Annotated in this window: 16 protein-coding genes; 7 read left to right on the top strand and 9 right to left on the bottom strand. The window is 39.9% G+C overall.

Annotated features, from left to right (window positions below):
- Positions 1-17: 17 nt before the first annotated feature.
- Entirely contained in the window at positions 18-593 is a 576-nt protein-coding gene (locus tag VCASEI_RS06475) for a nucleoside triphosphate pyrophosphohydrolase family protein (protein ID WP_089110934.1), read from the top strand.
- 294 nt (positions 594-887) lie between these two features.
- Here VCASEI_RS06475 and btuD read toward each other — a convergent pair whose 3' ends face one another.
- From btuD to VCASEI_RS06460, 3 genes are read right to left on the bottom strand one after another with little or no spacing between them, the layout of a single operon-like run.
- Positions 888-1,637, bottom strand: a complete 750-nt coding sequence (gene btuD, locus VCASEI_RS06470; protein WP_086958330.1) for a vitamin B12 ABC transporter ATP-binding protein BtuD — start codon at positions 1,635-1,637, stop codon at positions 888-890.
- A complete protein-coding gene (gene btuC, locus VCASEI_RS06465) occupies positions 1,624-2,619 on the bottom strand; it encodes a vitamin B12 ABC transporter permease BtuC (RefSeq protein WP_086958328.1) in 996 nt (331 codons plus the stop codon). Before btuC ends, btuD begins: the two co-directional genes overlap by 14 nt.
- A gap of 41 nt (positions 2,620-2,660) precedes the next feature.
- Positions 2,661-3,596 (bottom strand): precorrin-2 dehydrogenase/sirohydrochlorin ferrochelatase family protein, encoded by a 936-nt coding sequence (locus VCASEI_RS06460; RefSeq protein WP_086958326.1) that lies wholly within the window; start codon positions 3,594-3,596, stop codon positions 2,661-2,663.
- A gap of 477 nt (positions 3,597-4,073) precedes the next feature.
- Between VCASEI_RS06460 and VCASEI_RS06455 the strand changes: the two genes are divergently transcribed.
- From VCASEI_RS06455 to VCASEI_RS06440, 4 genes are all read left to right on the top strand, one after another.
- The gene (locus VCASEI_RS06455; protein WP_086958324.1) at positions 4,074-5,096 is read left to right on the top strand and encodes an amino acid ABC transporter substrate-binding protein; all 1,023 of its coding nucleotides are present in this window, start codon (positions 4,074-4,076) and stop codon (positions 5,094-5,096) included.
- Between the two features lie 78 nt (positions 5,097-5,174).
- On the top strand, positions 5,175-6,383 hold the full coding sequence (locus VCASEI_RS06450; protein WP_086958322.1) for an amino acid ABC transporter permease: 1,209 nt from the start codon (positions 5,175-5,177) through the stop codon (positions 6,381-6,383).
- A gap of 16 nt (positions 6,384-6,399) precedes the next feature.
- Positions 6,400-7,497 (top strand): amino acid ABC transporter permease, encoded by a 1,098-nt coding sequence (locus tag VCASEI_RS06445; RefSeq protein WP_086958320.1) that lies wholly within the window; start codon positions 6,400-6,402, stop codon positions 7,495-7,497.
- A 21-nt stretch (positions 7,498-7,518) separates the two neighbouring features.
- Positions 7,519-8,268, top strand: coding sequence for an amino acid ABC transporter ATP-binding protein (locus VCASEI_RS06440; RefSeq protein ID WP_086958318.1), 750 nt, complete (start codon positions 7,519-7,521; stop codon positions 8,266-8,268).
- 107 nt (positions 8,269-8,375) lie between these two features.
- Here VCASEI_RS06440 and VCASEI_RS06435 read toward each other — a convergent pair whose 3' ends face one another.
- The 6 genes from VCASEI_RS06435 to VCASEI_RS06410 form a co-directional block, all read right to left on the bottom strand.
- Entirely contained in the window at positions 8,376-8,624 is a 249-nt protein-coding gene (locus VCASEI_RS06435) for a DUF3297 family protein (protein ID WP_086958316.1), read from the bottom strand.
- Between the two features lie 131 nt (positions 8,625-8,755).
- Positions 8,756-9,958 (bottom strand): MFS transporter, encoded by a 1,203-nt coding sequence (locus VCASEI_RS06430; protein ID WP_086958314.1) that lies wholly within the window; start codon positions 9,956-9,958, stop codon positions 8,756-8,758.
- A 55-nt stretch (positions 9,959-10,013) separates the two neighbouring features.
- On the bottom strand, positions 10,014-10,298 hold the full coding sequence (locus VCASEI_RS06425; protein WP_086958312.1) for a putative quinol monooxygenase: 285 nt from the start codon (positions 10,296-10,298) through the stop codon (positions 10,014-10,016).
- Between the two features lie 47 nt (positions 10,299-10,345).
- Complete coding sequence (locus VCASEI_RS06420; protein WP_086958310.1) at positions 10,346-11,095, bottom strand: SDR family oxidoreductase; 750 nt, start codon at positions 11,093-11,095, stop codon at positions 10,346-10,348.
- A gap of 9 nt (positions 11,096-11,104) precedes the next feature.
- Complete coding sequence (locus tag VCASEI_RS06415; protein WP_086958308.1) at positions 11,105-11,569, bottom strand: ASCH domain-containing protein; 465 nt, start codon at positions 11,567-11,569, stop codon at positions 11,105-11,107.
- A gap of 108 nt (positions 11,570-11,677) precedes the next feature.
- The gene (locus tag VCASEI_RS06410) at positions 11,678-12,337 is read right to left on the bottom strand and encodes a YoaK family protein (RefSeq protein WP_086958306.1); all 660 of its coding nucleotides are present in this window, start codon (positions 12,335-12,337) and stop codon (positions 11,678-11,680) included.
- A gap of 274 nt (positions 12,338-12,611) precedes the next feature.
- Between VCASEI_RS06410 and VCASEI_RS06405 the strand changes: the two genes are divergently transcribed.
- Positions 12,612-13,802, top strand: coding sequence for an amino acid aminotransferase (locus tag VCASEI_RS06405; protein WP_086958304.1), 1,191 nt, complete (start codon positions 12,612-12,614; stop codon positions 13,800-13,802).
- 366 nt (positions 13,803-14,168) lie between these two features.
- Positions 14,169-16,322, top strand: coding sequence for an FAD-dependent oxidoreductase (locus tag VCASEI_RS06400; protein WP_086958302.1), 2,154 nt, complete (start codon positions 14,169-14,171; stop codon positions 16,320-16,322).
- Positions 16,323-16,380 lie beyond the last annotated feature (58 nt).

The raw sequence follows: 16,380 nt of genomic DNA, 5'->3' as shown, positions 1-16,380 counted from the left end.
ATTCACGAGGCAATGACATGCAATTTACCCTACTTTCGACGGAACTTTATCAGCACTTATATCGTGATATTACGGAATTTCGTTCAACGTTTGATCTCCCTGTCGCAAACTTAACCTCCCTCGACGACAAAGCCGATACTTTGCATACCTCGCTTGCCATTGAAGAGCTTACTGAACTTGCCGAAGCTGATTGTAAAACCGAACAAGCGGATGCGATTATTGATACGGTTTACGTTTTGATGGGCCGTTTAGTTCACCGTGGTGACGACCAAGTAACCAGTAATGTTGGTATTAGCTACATCATCGAATTATTACTGCATGTCGCTAAAAACCGCGGCATTGAATTCCTATCATGTTGGGATGAAGTTCATTCAAGCAATATGAGCAAAGTATGTCGTAACGAACAAGAATTCACGGAAACTCAAGCCTTCTACGCTAAACAAGGTGTGCAACTTGAAGGCGTGAAAAAAGGCGAATACATCATTGCCAAATGCGCTAAAGATGTAGAGATGCAAGGCAAAACCGTTCGTAAAGGAAAAGTATTGAAATCGGTTTACTACCGCCCTGCGGATTTAGAAAAACTGACCCAATAACCTAAGTTTGAAAGATAGGTTTCAACGATAAAAAAAAGCCTGTCTCAGATGAGGCAGGCTGTGTGTTTTGTGCTTGGCTTAACGCCATTTCAGCTAACACAATAGGACGAGAATGTATCACTCTCATTAATGCCATTACTGTGCCAACTTTATAAAGTTACACTTAATTAATTTTTAAATCATTGTTTTTAAAAACATTAAAATTAAAACAATCTCTATTCAGAACGATATTCACTTTAATGCTAAAGCGGTAACGTTGCACGTATATTGTCATCAACGCCCTAAAATGACTCATTAGTCAAAAAGTAAATATGGCATATTTTCATGGGTAACCATTTTCACCTTGGTATTGAAAACGTTTGATAACAGAGCTTCATTCATCACATCTTGTGTAGCCCCCATCGCTTGTACAACACCACCCTTTAATACCAATACATGATCAGAATGACGTAAAGTACGGTTTAGATCATGATTTGCCATCACCACTGCCAAGCCTTTAGCCGCCATCAAATCAATTAAGCGATAGAGCAAACTTTCTTGTCCAACGTCTAGCGGTGCTGCAGGCTCATCAAGTAATAAAACTTGCCCATAAGGATTAAGAGTCGGCCATACTTGGATACAAATACCGGCGAGCCGAACCCGTTGCCATTCCCCACCCGATAACTGGTGAATAGAACGCTCTAACTTATCTTCGATAGACAATAAATGAGTGATTTCTTTTACTGCATCGGGAATATCAATTTGATTAGCCATAGCAGGGATAGACAACGATAAATAATGAAAAACCGACATCGAAAAGGCTGGTCGACCACTTTGAGGTAAATAAGCGCGTTTGTGCGCCAAGTCTGCTAAAGAAAGCGTTGTGATAGATTGACCTGAAAGTAAAACTTCCCCTTCATATTTGAGTAATCCCGAGGCAGCTTCTAATAACGTGCTTTTACCACTACCGTTTGGGCCAATGATATGCAAAATTTCACCTTGCTGAACAGTCAGATTCAACGGCAATAATCGAGGTGGTATCGCGATATTCTTAATGTCGATCATAATTGCGTAACAACATCCATATAAAGACTGGTGCTCCGATACTGGTTGTCATGACGCCCAGAGGTAACTCCGCAGAAGGCAGTGATACTCTTGCTAATAGATCCGCAACAACGAGTAATGTGGCCCCGCAAAGCGCAGACATGGGTATCAAATACTTATTTTCAGACCCAAAAAGCAAACGGATCAGGTGTGGTATCACTAAACCAACAAAGCTGATAACCCCCCCAATAGCCACCGAACCACCGACTAAGACTGAAACCAGTAAAATAAGCTTCCAGCGAAGTTTATGAACATCTAAACCCAATTGTTGTGCATGACTTTCACCCACCATGAGAAGATCCAGAAATTTTGTCTTCGAACATAACCAAATAATACCTGGCAACATCACAAGCCCCAAGGAAATTTGAGTCCAAGTTACCCCACTAATGCTCCCCATTAACCAGTACATCAAAATTCGTAAATTTAAATTATCACTAAAATAGAATGCCCAAGTCACTAAGGCACCAGACAAAATTCCTAATGCGACACCAATCAGCAATAACCTTGCCGTGGTTAATCGCATCGCTTTTGCCATCATGACAATAATCAAAGTAAAAATAAGTGAGCCACTAATTGCAACAAACATTGCGCCGTATGGCGTCATTAAGAATGGAAAGAAGAACAGTGCGATCACCATGGCAAGGCTTGCACCACCTGAAATGCCTAACACTCCCGGCTCCGCTAATGGATTTCCTAGTAATACTTGAAGCGTTGCACCAGACACCGCTAATGATGCCCCAAGTAGAATAGCAGCTAACAGACGAGGTAATCTAAGATTAACAATGACTTGTTGTTGAAAATCATTCAGTGGCGACAACAACGAAAGCTTTATATCGCCAACAGATAGGTAAGCGATACACGACATACACAATAATACCCCCATTATGATAAACGGAATACGCCATTTTTTCTGCTTATACAAAATTAACTGATTAAATTGCATGAACTCTAAACCTAAGCTTTCTTAGTCATGATAACCAACACTTACTCCGCGATCTTGATGAGTAATTGGTTGCCCATCAATAATTTTAACTCTATTGAAGTACTGTCTTTTTCAATGAAGATACAAACACGTTGCTTATCAGATTGCGCTTGTTTGATTAACGAAGCTAAATGATTAGTGTCCTGAAATTGCTCACGTTCCGCATCTCGACGACATAGATCTACAAATTCAAAAGGACAACTTGCAGGATATAACACCAATTCCGATTCTTGCATAAGACGTAAACTTTTAATGGGGAGCATTTCTACGTCTTGTCCGAATTCAATCCAAATTTGTGACCCAGTTACCTCTTCGGTGTTGCTTAAAATCGACTGATATAACACTTCAAGTTCAGAGCGGTCATCAATAGTGGTGATTTTCGAGGAGGAAAAAAAACGTTCCCAAAACTTACGACGCTCATCAACTGATGCTAGTTCTGATTTAATACTATTACGCTTAGAGGCGCCAAAATCGGCCAATAGCGCTAAGTTTTGGGGAAGTATCGATTCTAACTTTTCTCGTAAGTAACGAATTAAAACTGGTGAAGCGCCGCCACTTGATACGGCAATTTGAATGCGTCCACGATTGATCATAGAAGGCGTAATAAAATCACAATATGGCTTATCATCCACCACATTAACCATGATGTTTTTCTGTTTAGCATCATCATGCACACGATGATTTAATTCAGGGTTATCGGTTGTCGCCCAAACCTGTACATAATCTGTCAACATGTCACTTTGATAAAAAGATTTGATCCATAACAGAATTTCATCTTGAGCTAATGTCTGCAAGTGTGAATGCACTTTTGGTGAAACAACCGTCACTTTTGCGCCCGCTCTTAGCAACATATCAATTTTACGGCAAGCAACATCGCCACCGCCAACAACCAGTACCGGCTTATTATTTAAATCTAGAAAAATGGGAAAATAACGCATTCCATACCTTTTTGTGATGTGTGACTCACGAGCGATACTACCAAATTTGTGCATAGAGGAAACATAGGATCTCCATCACAAACAATTTTACTTCGAAGTTAACGGCCTTTAACTGTAATTACTCTGATTTAAACCTAAAAAATAGCCATTTAATTTTGTTTAAGACCAAATTTACAGACAATTACATCAAAAGCTCAACATTGGTGCGAGATTGCACTATTTACAAAACCATAACAATTATTCATTCTAAATTTACTTAAGAATTTGTGATTACACTCAAACACATATTGGATGTTGTGTTTGTTTAATTCAAATTCTTACCTACTCTTAAAAGGGCAGGTTGTGAGCTGGATATAAAAATAACGACCAGCTATTCACAATGAAATTATTAATGTAACACAACATTTGCTTAATCATTCACAGACAAACGAATTCAATCAACATTGATTTCAACGGACGTATACAGGAAGGATACACATGCCTAAAACAATGAAAATTCTAGCTTCAGTTGTTGCTGTTTCGGCAGCAATGATTGCCAACTCTGCATCCGCCGGTACATTGCAAGATGTGCAAAAAGCGGGTGAATTAAAATGTGGTGTCAGTACTGGCCTAGCGGGTTTTTCTAACCCGAATGCAAAAGGACAATGGGAAGGGCTTGATGTTGAATATTGCCAAGCAGTAGCCGCCGCGGTTCTTGGTGATAAAACAAAGATTAAATATGTTCCACTTAATGCTAAAGAGCGTTTTACTGCATTGCAATCGGGGGAAGTCGATGTACTTTCACGCAACACAACTTGGACACTTCAACGCGATGGTTCATTAGGCTTAAACTTCGTAGGAACGACTTACTACGACGGACAAGGCTTTATGGTGAAAAAAGATCTTGGCGTGAAAAGTGCTAAAGAGCTTGATGGTGCCTCAGTTTGTGTTCAAGCTGGTACCACAACCGAGCTTAACTTAGCGGACTACTTCCGTTTACAAGGCATGTCTTACAAACCAGTGGTTTTTGACACCATGGACCAAACAGCGAAAGGCTTCGACTCTGGTCGTTGTGACGTATTAACTTCTGACCAATCACAACTTTACGGGCTACGTCTTAACCTAAAAGATCCAAACTCTGCAATGGTATTACCAGAAATCATTTCTAAAGAACCTTTAGGCCCTGTTGTACGACAAGGTGATGACCAGTGGTTTAATGTTACAAAATGGACATTATTTGCCATGATCAATGCTGAAGAATATGGCATTACGCAAAAGAACGTAGACGAAATGAAAAAGTCTAACGATCCAAACATAAAACGTATTCTTGGACTTGATGGACCGAAAGGCGAAGGATTAGGGCTTAAAGATGATTGGGCTTACCAAATCGTCAAACAAGTCGGTAACTACGGTGAAATGTTTGAACGCACCGTTGGCCAAGGTTCCCCTCTAAAAGTTGACCGTGGCGTGAACAAACTGTGGAATGCTGGTGGCTTCCAATACGCTCCACCAATTCGTTAATACGACTAACTTCCAAATAAATGACTCTGGGCGGTTTTAAGCCGCCCTTTTTCTAAGTAGATTTTGAGGTTACGCAGTATGAAACCCACCGAATCAGGAAAGACAATCAATCAGAATAAAACTGGTAACTCGTTTTCCCATCTTTTTTATAACCCACGATTTCGCTCTGTTATTTTCCAGCTTATTACAGTGGCTTTATTGGGGTATTTTTTCTACGTTATTATTAATAACACAATGACAAACCTAAGTGATCGAGGCATTTCTACAGGCTTTGGTTTTTTAGATAGAGAAGCTGGCTTTGGTATCAGCTTAACGTTAATCGAATATAACGAAACTTACTCTTTTGGTCGCACTTTCTTTGTTGGCTTACTGAATACTGTATTGGTTTCCGTTCTCGGTATTATTCTCGCAACAATTCTTGGATTTGCTGTTGGTATAGCTCGGTTATCATCCAACTGGATGGTAAATAAACTTGCTGCAGTATTTATTGAGATTGTTCGAAATGTTCCCCCTCTTCTACAAATACTTTTTTGGTATTTTGCTGTACTACAAGCTCTTCCTTCCGCTCGACAAAGCTTAAGCATTGGCGAAGCCATATTTTTAAACATTCGTGGCCTCTATATTCCTAAGCCTGTTTTTGAAACCGGTAGTTGGTTAATTGGCGCTGCGGCAATTTTAGCCGTGATATTAAGTGTTGGTGTTTATATTTGGGCTAGAAATAAACAGCGTTTAACCGGTATTCAAACTCCCGTTGGACGTATTGTTGTTGGTTTATGTTTGGGCTTACCGCTGATTGCTTATTTCCTTATGGGGATGCCCGTCTCTGCAAATTACCCTGAATTAAAAGGGTTTAACTTTAGTGGTGGTATTACCGTATTACCAGAGTTATTCGCGCTGTGGATTGCACTCGGTATTTTCACCGCAGCATTCATCGCTGAAATTGTTCGTTCCGGTATTGAGGCGGTTAACCATGGTCAAACAGAAGCAGCAATGGCGTTAGGTTTATCGCGTTCAAAAACATTGAAGCTGGTCGTGATACCTCAAGCAATGCGTATTATCGTCCCCCCTCTCACCAGTGAATATTTAAACTTAACCAAAAATTCATCTTTAGCGATGGCGATTGGTTATCCCGATCTTGTTTCAGTTTTTGCAGGAACTACGCTCAACCAGACTGGACAAGCAATCGAAATCATATTCATGACAATGGGTGTGTACTTAGGTTTGAGTCTCTTTACCTCTTGGGTAATGAATATTTATAACCGCAAAGTCGCATTAGTCGAACGATAATTAAGGAGGTTAGCAGATGAAACAACATCAATTTCAACCAAGCCTACCGCCTCCTGCCAACACTGTTGGTATTGTTGGCTGGTTACGCAAAAACTTATTCAGCACCCCTTTAAATAGTATTTTAACGCTTGTGATGGCTTATTTTGCTTTCACCATGATCTGGTCTTTTACTGATTGGGGGCTGTTAAATGCCAACTGGATTGGTACGACTCGTGATGCGTGTACTGATACGGGCGCCTGTTGGGTATTCATCAGTGTTCGTTGGGATCAATTCATGTTTGGTTTTTATCCCAGCCAGGAGCTGTGGCGTCCAAAACTGTTCTACTGGACACTCGCTATTCTTGTTGCCTTGATGGCTTATGAAAAAACGCCAAAACGAACATGGATATTCATCTTCTTTGGGAGTGCTTACCCGATTTTAATGGCAGGCTTGCTTGAAGGTTCTATGTTTGGTTTGCCAGTGGTTGATACTCACCAATGGGGCGGGTTATTAGTTACCCTTATCTTAGCAACCATAGGTATTGTGGTTTCATTGCCTATTGGCGTGGTTCTCGCTCTGGGAAGACGATCAGAGATGCCCATCATAAGTAAGCTAAGTATTGCTTATATTGAAATATGGCGTGGCGTTCCATTGATTACGGTTTTGTTTATGGCTTCAGTCATGCTGCCACTCTTCTTTTCAGAAGGCGTGCAAACCGATAAATTAATCCGAGCACTCATTGGGGTTGTGATGTTCTACTCTGCTTATATGGCGGAAGTGGTTCGTGGTGGATTACAAGCCATCCCTAAAGGTCAATATGAAGCGGCCGATTCGTTGGGTCTTTCTTATTGGCAAAAAATGGGGCTCGTTGTTTTGCCTCAAGCACTTAAAATCACTATCCCTTCAATTGTGAATAACTTTTTATCACTATTAAAAGATACCAGCTTAGTATTAATCATCGGCATGTATGATGTATTAGGTATTGGGCAATCGGCTAATAATGATCCAGATTGGCTTGGATATTCAACTGAAAGTTATGTTTTTGTCGCACTTGTATTCTGGGTCTTTTGTTTTGGGATATCACGATATTCCATTTATCTAGAAAACAAACTCAATACTGGTCACAAAAGATAGTAAGTAGCTCAAGGACGTATTATGACTCAGCAACAAGATTATATGATTGAAATTCAAGACATGAACAAGTGGTACGGAGAGTTCCACGTTCTAAAAAATATTAACCTTAAAGTGAAAAAAGGAGAAAAAATTGTTATTTGTGGCCCTTCGGGGTCAGGTAAGTCCACCATGATTCGTTGCATCAACCACCTTGAAGAGCATCAACAAGGTCGAATTGATGTTGCTGGTACAGAACTTACTGAAGACTTGAAAAATATTGAGATCATCCGTAAGCAAGTGGGGATGTGTTTTCAACACTTCAATTTATTCCCACATTTAACGGTATTAGAAAACTGTACTCTTGCCCCTATTTGGGTAAAGAAAATGCCTAAAAATGAAGCCGAAAAAGTGGCGATGAAATACTTAGAGCGCGTAAAGATCCCCGATCAAGCAGACAAATTTCCAGGTCAGCTTTCTGGTGGTCAGCAACAACGTGTAGCGATAGCACGTTCTTTATGTATGAACCCACAAGTTATGTTATTTGACGAGCCAACATCAGCTCTCGACCCTGAAATGGTGCGTGAAGTGCTGGACGTAATGGTTGAATTAGCTGGCGAAGGCATGACCATGCTTTGTGTTACTCACGAAATGGGTTTTGCAAAAGAAGTCGCTGATCGGGTGATTTTTATGGATGCAGGAGAAATCATTGAAGAAAACAATCCAAAAGAGTTCTTTGAAAATCCTCAATCAGACCGAACTATTAACTTTTTGAGTCAGATTCTTCACCATTAATTTCGCCACTCTTCATTAATCATACCTTAAAATAAATACCCCCATATTGGTCATCCAACTGGGGGTTATTTCGATGCAATCAACGGTTTTTTTAACCTTGTTCTACATTAGATATAGAAGGCTTCAACCGTTCCTTTCAAGGTGACTAGCATAGGTTGACCAAAGCGATCTTTCGCTTTAGGAGAAGCAATCTTAACCCATCCTTCACTAATACAATATTCTTCAACATCAGTACGTTCTTTACCGTTAAAACGAATTCCTACTTGATGATCAAAGCATTCCGCTACGAAATGAGGGCTGCGAGAATTTCCAGAAAGACGATCGGGTAAAGTAGGTTTTGAGTGAGTATCGCTCATGCTTAAGGCCTGAAATAAATAAAAAGTACATCATTGTAGACAATACCGTCCTCTCGCTCAAGAACTGTGAGGCCTTTCAATCTAAATAGCTGACTTCTTGATGCTAAACAAGAACAAGACTGAAAACCTATTTATCGAATAACGGTATTACGCCCAGCCAATAATCCTATTATTCCAGAGCACACACAAAAAATAACGATCATCAAAATAACCTCATGCCATCCGTTTTGTAGCCCATGTAAATACCCCGCAAGCATAGGACCAATTGCCGCTAATGAATAACCAATAAATTGTGCCATTCCAGAAAGCGTTGTTGCCTGCAATGGGCTGCTGGTTCTTAAACTGATAAAAGACAAGCCAAGGATAAACCAAGCACCGGAGCATAGCCCTAACAAGAAAGACCAAATATATGAAAATTGCGGTAAATATAATAAACCAATAGAACACACTCCGGCGATAAAACAAATACTAAATGCAGGCAACCGTTGATCATGTAATTTAGCCATAAGTGGAATAATGAAAATACCCGGTAGAGCAGTTCCTATCTGAAAGACCCCGTGTACGATCCCGGCTTCTTCGGAACTAAACCCAGTTTGTGCCAAGATACTCGGTAACCACGCAATAATCGTATAGGTGAAATACGAACCTAAGCCAAGGTACAGCGATACCTGCCACGCTAATGCTTTATCCCATAAATTGGTAGACTTAACGCCCGTATGACTAATGGCCGTCGGTTTACTGTTGTGGCGTAATTGTGGCGTCCAAAAAATCATGGCGATAACGGTTAAAACACAGAGTGCGGCCAATGCACCTTGCCAACCTAATTGATAATCATTAGCTAATGGGATAGAAAATGCCGACGCCGCCCCTGATGCAATCCCCATAGCAAGTACATAACTAGATGTTAACATTGCCACTTTCATTGGAAAATCACGTTTAACCACAATTGGCAGTAAAACATTACCTATGCTTACTCCTATACCTATTAATGCCGTACCAATAAATAAGGTACTGACACTCCCTAAAGAACGAAAGAGTAGCCCGGAAGCAATAAAAATAAGTGCGACAAAAATGGCATACTCTAAACCCAGTTTTTTCGCTAAGTAAGATGACGGCGGTGCAAACAAAGCAAACGCAATAAGCGGTAATGTTGTTAGCATCCCAGCTTGAGTAGCTGATAATTGGAAAGATTGAGAAATCAAATCAATCATAGGTGCAATACCCGTAACGGGCGCTCGCAAGTTTGCCGCAACCAACAGTACGCCAATCACTAACAACATAGTTTTGTTTTTATTGCTCATAGCTGACTTTGAGGTTGTAGAAGAAATTGACATGATGTTCTCGTTATTAAATATTATTTGAGAGAATGAAACCTGAATATTGAAGCGTTTAAATCGGCGGTAGAATTATTTCATAATAACGTTTCACATGGGTTGTAATTTTTCCCCAAGAGGAAGCTTTAACTCTTATTTGATGAGATTCAAATGAGTTTTTATCTGCAAATTCTTCATAGACATTAAATTTATTTGGGATTATTTTACATTGGCTTACTTCAAAAGTGAGGCAACCTGGTTCCGCTTTCGTTAAACGTTTATGGTTTACCAACTCATTTTTTACGGCGGCAAGATCTTCATCTGAAACAAGAATATGCCCTTTCAATATCACTTTAGACATCCACTCTCCTATACGATAAACCAAACATATTTTGAGTTAACATGATCCTATTTCCCACCAGCAATATCAATGAAAGATCCAGTGACATAGGAAGCGTCCTCTGAAAGTAACCATACTATCGCATTAGCCACTTCTTCTGCTGTCCCACCTCTTTGCAATGGAATTTGTGACGATAAACGATCAACTCTATCCGGCTCACCACCATCAGTATGCATGTCAGTATGAATAAATCCCGGTCGTACCGCATTCACTCGAATGCCTTGCCCAGCAAGCTCTAGAGATAAACCTTTTGTTAGGCTATCCATCGCCCCTTTTGACGCCGCATAATCAATATATTCAAAGGGGGCACCACTTCGGGAGGCCGCAGAAGATACATTGACAATCGCACCATTAATTAAACTGCCATCTAAGGCTAAAATTCGTTGGATATACTCACGAGAACATAAAAAACAACTAATGACATTAGCTTGAATCACCTTATTGAATCGTTCTAGATCCATATTCATCAACGACGATTGCTTAAATAATATGCCTGCGTTGTTAACCAAGTGTGTCACCGAACCAAACCGCTGTTCTACTGAGTCAAACAATGCAATAACTTCCCGCTCTTTCGACACATCGGCTTGATATGCAAAGGCTTTACCGCCTTGTTCAATAATGTCTTTCACCACCTTATTAGCCGCGCTGACATTATTTAAATAATTCACACAAACATTATACCCCAGAGCACCCAGCTTTTTAGATGTTGCCGCTCCAATGCCTCGGCTACCACCTGTCACAATCACGATTTTATTCATTACAATGCCTTATGGATAAACTTTTTTGAATCGTTCACATACCAATATCATGCTTTCATCAAACACAATGTCTTCCTGTTGACACTCTTTTTGAAAAAACTCGATATGGCTAGCTTTCCAGTATTCAAGGCTTTTATCACCTTCACCTTCTTGAAAGGCAAACTCAGGAGTCACCGCATGAAATGGTATTTCAAACACCTCTGTAGTCTCAATAATACATTGAGGTTCATCTTGCCAGTTCAGAACAACTTGTAAGTGGCCAATAGCTGGCGTTGGTTCGTCTGCGACTTCGTACCAATGCTTTAAACTACATGTTGCGGTTTTATCTCCTTTTACCACTAAATCAGCACAAATATTTGCATCTTTTTCCGTCGCACAAAAATAATCAGCATGAAAAGATGTGTAGCGGCGACGGAAACTTTCATTGAGAGAAAAGAGGTAATGATTTAAATACGACTTTGCTTGTGACTTCATAATCCTAATCCTTGGTTTATTCTACTAAGTAGGATAAACACAAGTTAATAAAGTGTCATGACGTTATGATGATTTAGCCCTCAAACTGTTAACACAAACAACAAACACTTAATTTTTACTTAGTTGACGGTAAATACGATATAAACACCCCAAAATAAAACAAGCTAACCCAGGAAATAAAAGTGTAAAAACGCCATAGAAAGCAAACAAGACATTGCCTAAAATACCACCAGATAAGAACCCTAAAATAATCACAATATACATAACACACTTTCTCTTATCTAATGGCTCTCCTTTGATTACTCGACCAAACATGATGCCAAGGTCAGTAAAAATCCCCGTTAAATGTGTTGTTCGTATTACTGCACCGCTGTAAGTCGTTGCAAACGCATTTTGCAAACCGCACGCCATAGAGGCAAAGCATAGACCAACCGTCATATATTGATTTAATAACAATGCAGACACCAGCAATAAACCCGATTCAATAAACAAAAGAACATCATAATATCGACCAAGCTTTAACGATTCCCCAGAAATAAGCAGCCCTGAGATTGACGAGCCAATAATGAAACTAATAATAATCATCATTAGATTCAATGCCATTGGTATGTTGCTGGGCAATGAGACGCCTAAAAGAGTCACTGAACCTGATAAATGAGAAATGGCTTTATGTTCAAACCCCAATAAACCAACAGCATTAATGAGTCCCGCAATTAACGATAAAGTAAATGCGCCATACTCAACCCATCTTGGTAGTTTTGTGAACATTTTCTCTCCTCTTTTATCGAATTTCACAGTATAAGACGTTTTTAACTAAGATTTTCTGATGCTCATCAACTCCACTTTACATACAGAAATTGCCTGACGAGAAAATATCCATATTGATGAAAATCTTTGGTTTAGTTCATTTTCTAGAATCATGACTCATAACAACAAAAATATTTTACGTTAATCCACCATCAAGTACCGATTTACGGTTGTAACCGTAAGCCGATGACGGTATAAATAATCGAATTATTTACTCATTTACATGGATGGAATTATGTTTGAAAAAGTACCTGCTGCGCCTGCCGACCCAATTCTGGGCTTAACAGAAGAATTTAAAAATGATCCTCGTGATAACAAGATCAATTTAGGTGTAGGTATCTACAAAAACGAAGAAAGCCAAACTCCTGTTCTTGCAACAGTGAAAAAAGCTGAAGCTATGTTACTGGAATCTGAAAAAACCAAATCTTACCTTACCATTGAAGGGACGGTTGAATATGGTCTAGCGGTACAAAAACTGCTGTTTGGTGCAGATTCAAAAATAGTAACAGAGAAACTAGCAAAAACAGCTCAAGCACCTGGTGGTACTGGTGCTCTTCGTGTAGCAGGTGAATTCATCAAGCGTGAATTAAATACATCGAAAATTTGGATAAGTAACCCAACATGGGCAAACCATTTTAGTGTTTTCGAAGCTGCAGGAATTGCAACCGCCCAATACAACTATTACAACGCAGAAACGCACGACAAAGATTTCGATGCAATGCTAACTAGCCTTCAAGAAGCACAAACTGGTGATGTGGTTCTGCTTCACGGCTGTTGCCATAACCCAACAGGTATCGATCCTACGGCGGCTGAATGGGAACAACTTGCTGAGCTTTGCGCAGATAGAGGATTGCTTCCAATGTTTGACTTTGCTTATCAAGGCTTTGCAAAGAGTGTTGAAGAAGATGCATCTGGCCTTCGTATTTTCGCCAAATATTGTGATGAGATCCTTGTAGCAAGCTCTTTCTCTAAAAATTTTGGTTTGTATAATGAACGTGTAGGTGCATTTACATTAGTTGCTGCTACACATGAAACAGCGACAACCGCTTTTTCGCAAGTGAAGAAAATCATTCGTTCAATCTACTCTAATCCACCAGCACACGGTGCAGCTGTCGTCACCCACATTCTAAACAATGAAGCACTTCGCGCAGAATGGGAACAAGAAGTAGCAGAAATGCGCGATCGTATTCAAGAAATGCGTACCCTATTCGTACAAACATTAAAAGATGAAGGGGTGACTCAAGACTTCAGCTTCATTGAAGCTCAAAACGGAATGTTCTCGTTTTCTGGTTTGAACAAAGATCAGGTTGCTCGTCTAAAAGATGAGTTTGCCATCTACATCGTAGGCTCGGGCCGTATCAGCGTTGCAGGTATGACCAAAAACAATATGGGCCCATTATGTAAAGGTATTGCAGCAGTTTTATAAGCACCCTCAGCATTTATATCTATGCCCAAGTGACGTCAAGGTACTTGTCTAAAAAGTATTTTGGCGTTCTCTGGGAAAGTTAGAGATCTCGTCGAACCCTTCACAAAGCCCAATGCTTGCTGGTCTATAACCCTATCTATTTTTATACCAGTATTAGGTTCCATATTGTTCTAACTATAATATACGGCTGACCCCTCATCACACTACCAACCACTTCAGCGTAAGAAATGTCTGAAACTATATTATTATTAATCAACAATGCAGAAAAAAATTCGAAATCGTGTGAAAGTTTTATACTTAAATATCTTTCTAATCTATTAAACCATCCACTTTTTTCTGATTTAACGACACCTTATTGGATTACCTATGCTAAAAAAAGCGATAATACTTACAACTGCCATTTTACTTATTGGGTTATTTTTCGCCTTTAATTTGCATCAAGTTTTAACCTTAGATGGGTTAAAAGCTCGTATGGATGAGTTTCGCAACTGGCAACAGAATTCCCCTGCCTTGGTTGCGGTGGGCTTTTTTCTTATTTATATTTTAGTAACAGCCCTCTCTTTACCAGGCGCGGCAATACTGACTCTCGCCGCAGGTGGATTATTTGGCCTAGTTACAGGTTTAATCATCGTTTCTTTTGCATCCACGATTGGTGCGACTTTGGCTTTTCTTGTGTCGCGTTATTTACTTCGAGAATCAATAGAAAAAAAGTTCTCCAAACGCTTAAAGCCAATCAATGAAGGGATAGAAAGAGATGGTGCTTTTTATTTATTCACACTTCGCCTAGTTCCTATTTTTCCCTTCTTCCTCATTAATTTATTAATGGGCCTCACCAAGATAAAAACACTAACTTTTTATATAGTAAGTCAAATTGGAATGTTCGCCGGTACTATTGTCTATGTTAATGCTGGTACTCAGTTAGCACAGCTGGACAGTTTAAAAGGTATTTTATCGTTCAATTTACTTCTTTCTTTTGCGTTATTAGGCTTTTTTCCTCTTATTGCAAAATCCATTATTTTTTCAATCAACAAACGTCGAGTCTATGCCAAATGGACAAAGCCAAAGCAGTTTGATCGCAACATGGTCGTTATTGGTGGTGGCGCGGCAGGTTTAGTAAGTAGCTATATAGCAGCAACCGTTCGAGCAAAAGTCACATTAATCGAAACCCATAAAATGGGTGGGGACTGCCTAAATTATGGTTGTGTACCAAGTAAAGCTATCATCAAAAGCGCTAAAATAGCGGAGCAGTTTCGTCATGCTGAGCATTATGGATTAGATAACCATAACCCAACATTCTCTTTTAAAAAAGTGATGCAACGCGTGCATGGTGTCGTGGCCCAAGTAGAGCCTCATGACAGTATTGAGCGTTACACAGGATTAGGCGTAGAAGTCAAAACCGGTTACGCCACAATTATTGATCCGTGGACGGTTGAAATCAAAACACAAGATGGTGCCACTGAACGTTTAACTACTCGCAGTATTATTATCGCAACCGGTGCTCGTCCGTTTGTTCCACCGTTGCCTGGTTTGAAAAAAGTCGGCTATGTCACTAGTGACACGCTATGGGAAGCCTTTGCTCAGCTAGATACACCACCTAAACGTCTTGTTGTACTTGGTGGAGGTCCTATTGGTTGTGAATTATCACAAAGTTTTGCACGTCTTGGTTCAAACGTCATTCAAATTGAAATGGCCGAGCGCATTATGCTACGTGAGGACCAAGACGTATCTGAATTAGCGCACAAAGAATTAACCGAAAATGGTGTTGAGATCCTAACAAGCCACAAAGCATTACGGTGTGAATTAAAAGATAAAAAGAAAGTCATTATTGTTGAACATGATAATCAAGAAATTGAAATCGAATTCGATCAACTGCTTTGTGCCGTCGGTCGTTCTGCTCGCTTAGAAGGCTACGGATTAGAAACGCTCGGTATTGAAACCAACCGTACCGTACAAACGAACGATTATTTAGAAACACTTTACCCAAATATCTTCGCCGCAGGCGATATAGTCGGGCCATATCAATTTACTCACGTTGCTGCGCATCAAGCCTGGTTTGCTGCCGTCAATGCTCTATTTGGGACTTTTAAAAAGTTTAAAGTCGATTACCGGGTGATCCCATGGACAACCTTCATTGACCCTGAAATTGCACGGGTTGGTTTAAATGAAACCGAAGCCAAACAACAAGATATTGATTATGAAGTTACGCGTTTTGAATTTGAAGAACTGGATCGTGCCATTACAGAAAGCAATACCAAAGGCTTCATTAAAGTCATTACCCCTAAAGGAAAAGACACTATTCTTGGCGTGACAATTGTTGGCCAACAAGCGGGAGATTTAATTGCCGAGTTTGTTCTTGCCATGAAGCATAATTTAGGTCTAAACAAAATTCTTGGTACTATTCACGCTTACCCAACTTGGGCTGAAGGAAATAAATATGCAGCCGGTGAGTGGAAGCGTAATCATGCTCCTCATACGATTCTAAATTGGTTAAAAAAATACCACGCTTGGCGTCGTGGGTAAAAATCCCACTTTATTTAAGGTTGGGGGGAAGCTCCCCCCCCACATTAAGATCTCATCG

This window comes from Vibrio casei (assembly GCF_002218025.2).
Classification (GTDB): domain Bacteria; phylum Pseudomonadota; class Gammaproteobacteria; order Enterobacterales; family Vibrionaceae; genus Vibrio; species Vibrio casei.
This window is presented reverse-complemented; position numbering and strand designations above follow the sequence as displayed.

Bases quoted from the DNA above. Each gene is read 5' to 3' on its own strand.
- VCASEI_RS06475 (WP_089110934.1), top strand. From the start codon at position 18: ATGCAATTTACCCTACTTTCGACGGAACTTTATCAGCACTTATATCGT.
- btuD (WP_086958330.1), bottom strand. From the start codon at position 1,637: ATGATCGACATTAAGAATATCGCGATACCACCTCGATTATTGCCGTTG.
- btuC (WP_086958328.1), bottom strand. From the start codon at position 2,619: ATGCAATTTAATCAGTTAATTTTGTATAAGCAGAAAAAATGGCGTATT.
- VCASEI_RS06460 (WP_086958326.1), bottom strand. From the start codon at position 3,596: ATGCGTTATTTTCCCATTTTTCTAGATTTAAATAATAAGCCGGTACTG.
- VCASEI_RS06455 (WP_086958324.1), top strand. From the start codon at position 4,074: ATGCCTAAAACAATGAAAATTCTAGCTTCAGTTGTTGCTGTTTCGGCA.
- VCASEI_RS06450 (WP_086958322.1), top strand. From the start codon at position 5,175: ATGAAACCCACCGAATCAGGAAAGACAATCAATCAGAATAAAACTGGT.
- VCASEI_RS06445 (WP_086958320.1), top strand. From the start codon at position 6,400: ATGAAACAACATCAATTTCAACCAAGCCTACCGCCTCCTGCCAACACT.
- VCASEI_RS06440 (WP_086958318.1), top strand. From the start codon at position 7,519: ATGACTCAGCAACAAGATTATATGATTGAAATTCAAGACATGAACAAG.
- VCASEI_RS06435 (WP_086958316.1), bottom strand. From the start codon at position 8,624: ATGAGCGATACTCACTCAAAACCTACTTTACCCGATCGTCTTTCTGGA.
- VCASEI_RS06430 (WP_086958314.1), bottom strand. From the start codon at position 9,958: ATGTCAATTTCTTCTACAACCTCAAAGTCAGCTATGAGCAATAAAAAC.
- VCASEI_RS06425 (WP_086958312.1), bottom strand. From the start codon at position 10,298: ATGTCTAAAGTGATATTGAAAGGGCATATTCTTGTTTCAGATGAAGAT.
- VCASEI_RS06420 (WP_086958310.1), bottom strand. From the start codon at position 11,095: ATGAATAAAATCGTGATTGTGACAGGTGGTAGCCGAGGCATTGGAGCG.
- VCASEI_RS06415 (WP_086958308.1), bottom strand. From the start codon at position 11,569: ATGAAGTCACAAGCAAAGTCGTATTTAAATCATTACCTCTTTTCTCTC.
- VCASEI_RS06410 (WP_086958306.1), bottom strand. From the start codon at position 12,337: ATGTTCACAAAACTACCAAGATGGGTTGAGTATGGCGCATTTACTTTA.
- VCASEI_RS06405 (WP_086958304.1), top strand. From the start codon at position 12,612: ATGTTTGAAAAAGTACCTGCTGCGCCTGCCGACCCAATTCTGGGCTTA.
- VCASEI_RS06400 (WP_086958302.1), top strand. From the start codon at position 14,169: ATGCTAAAAAAAGCGATAATACTTACAACTGCCATTTTACTTATTGGG.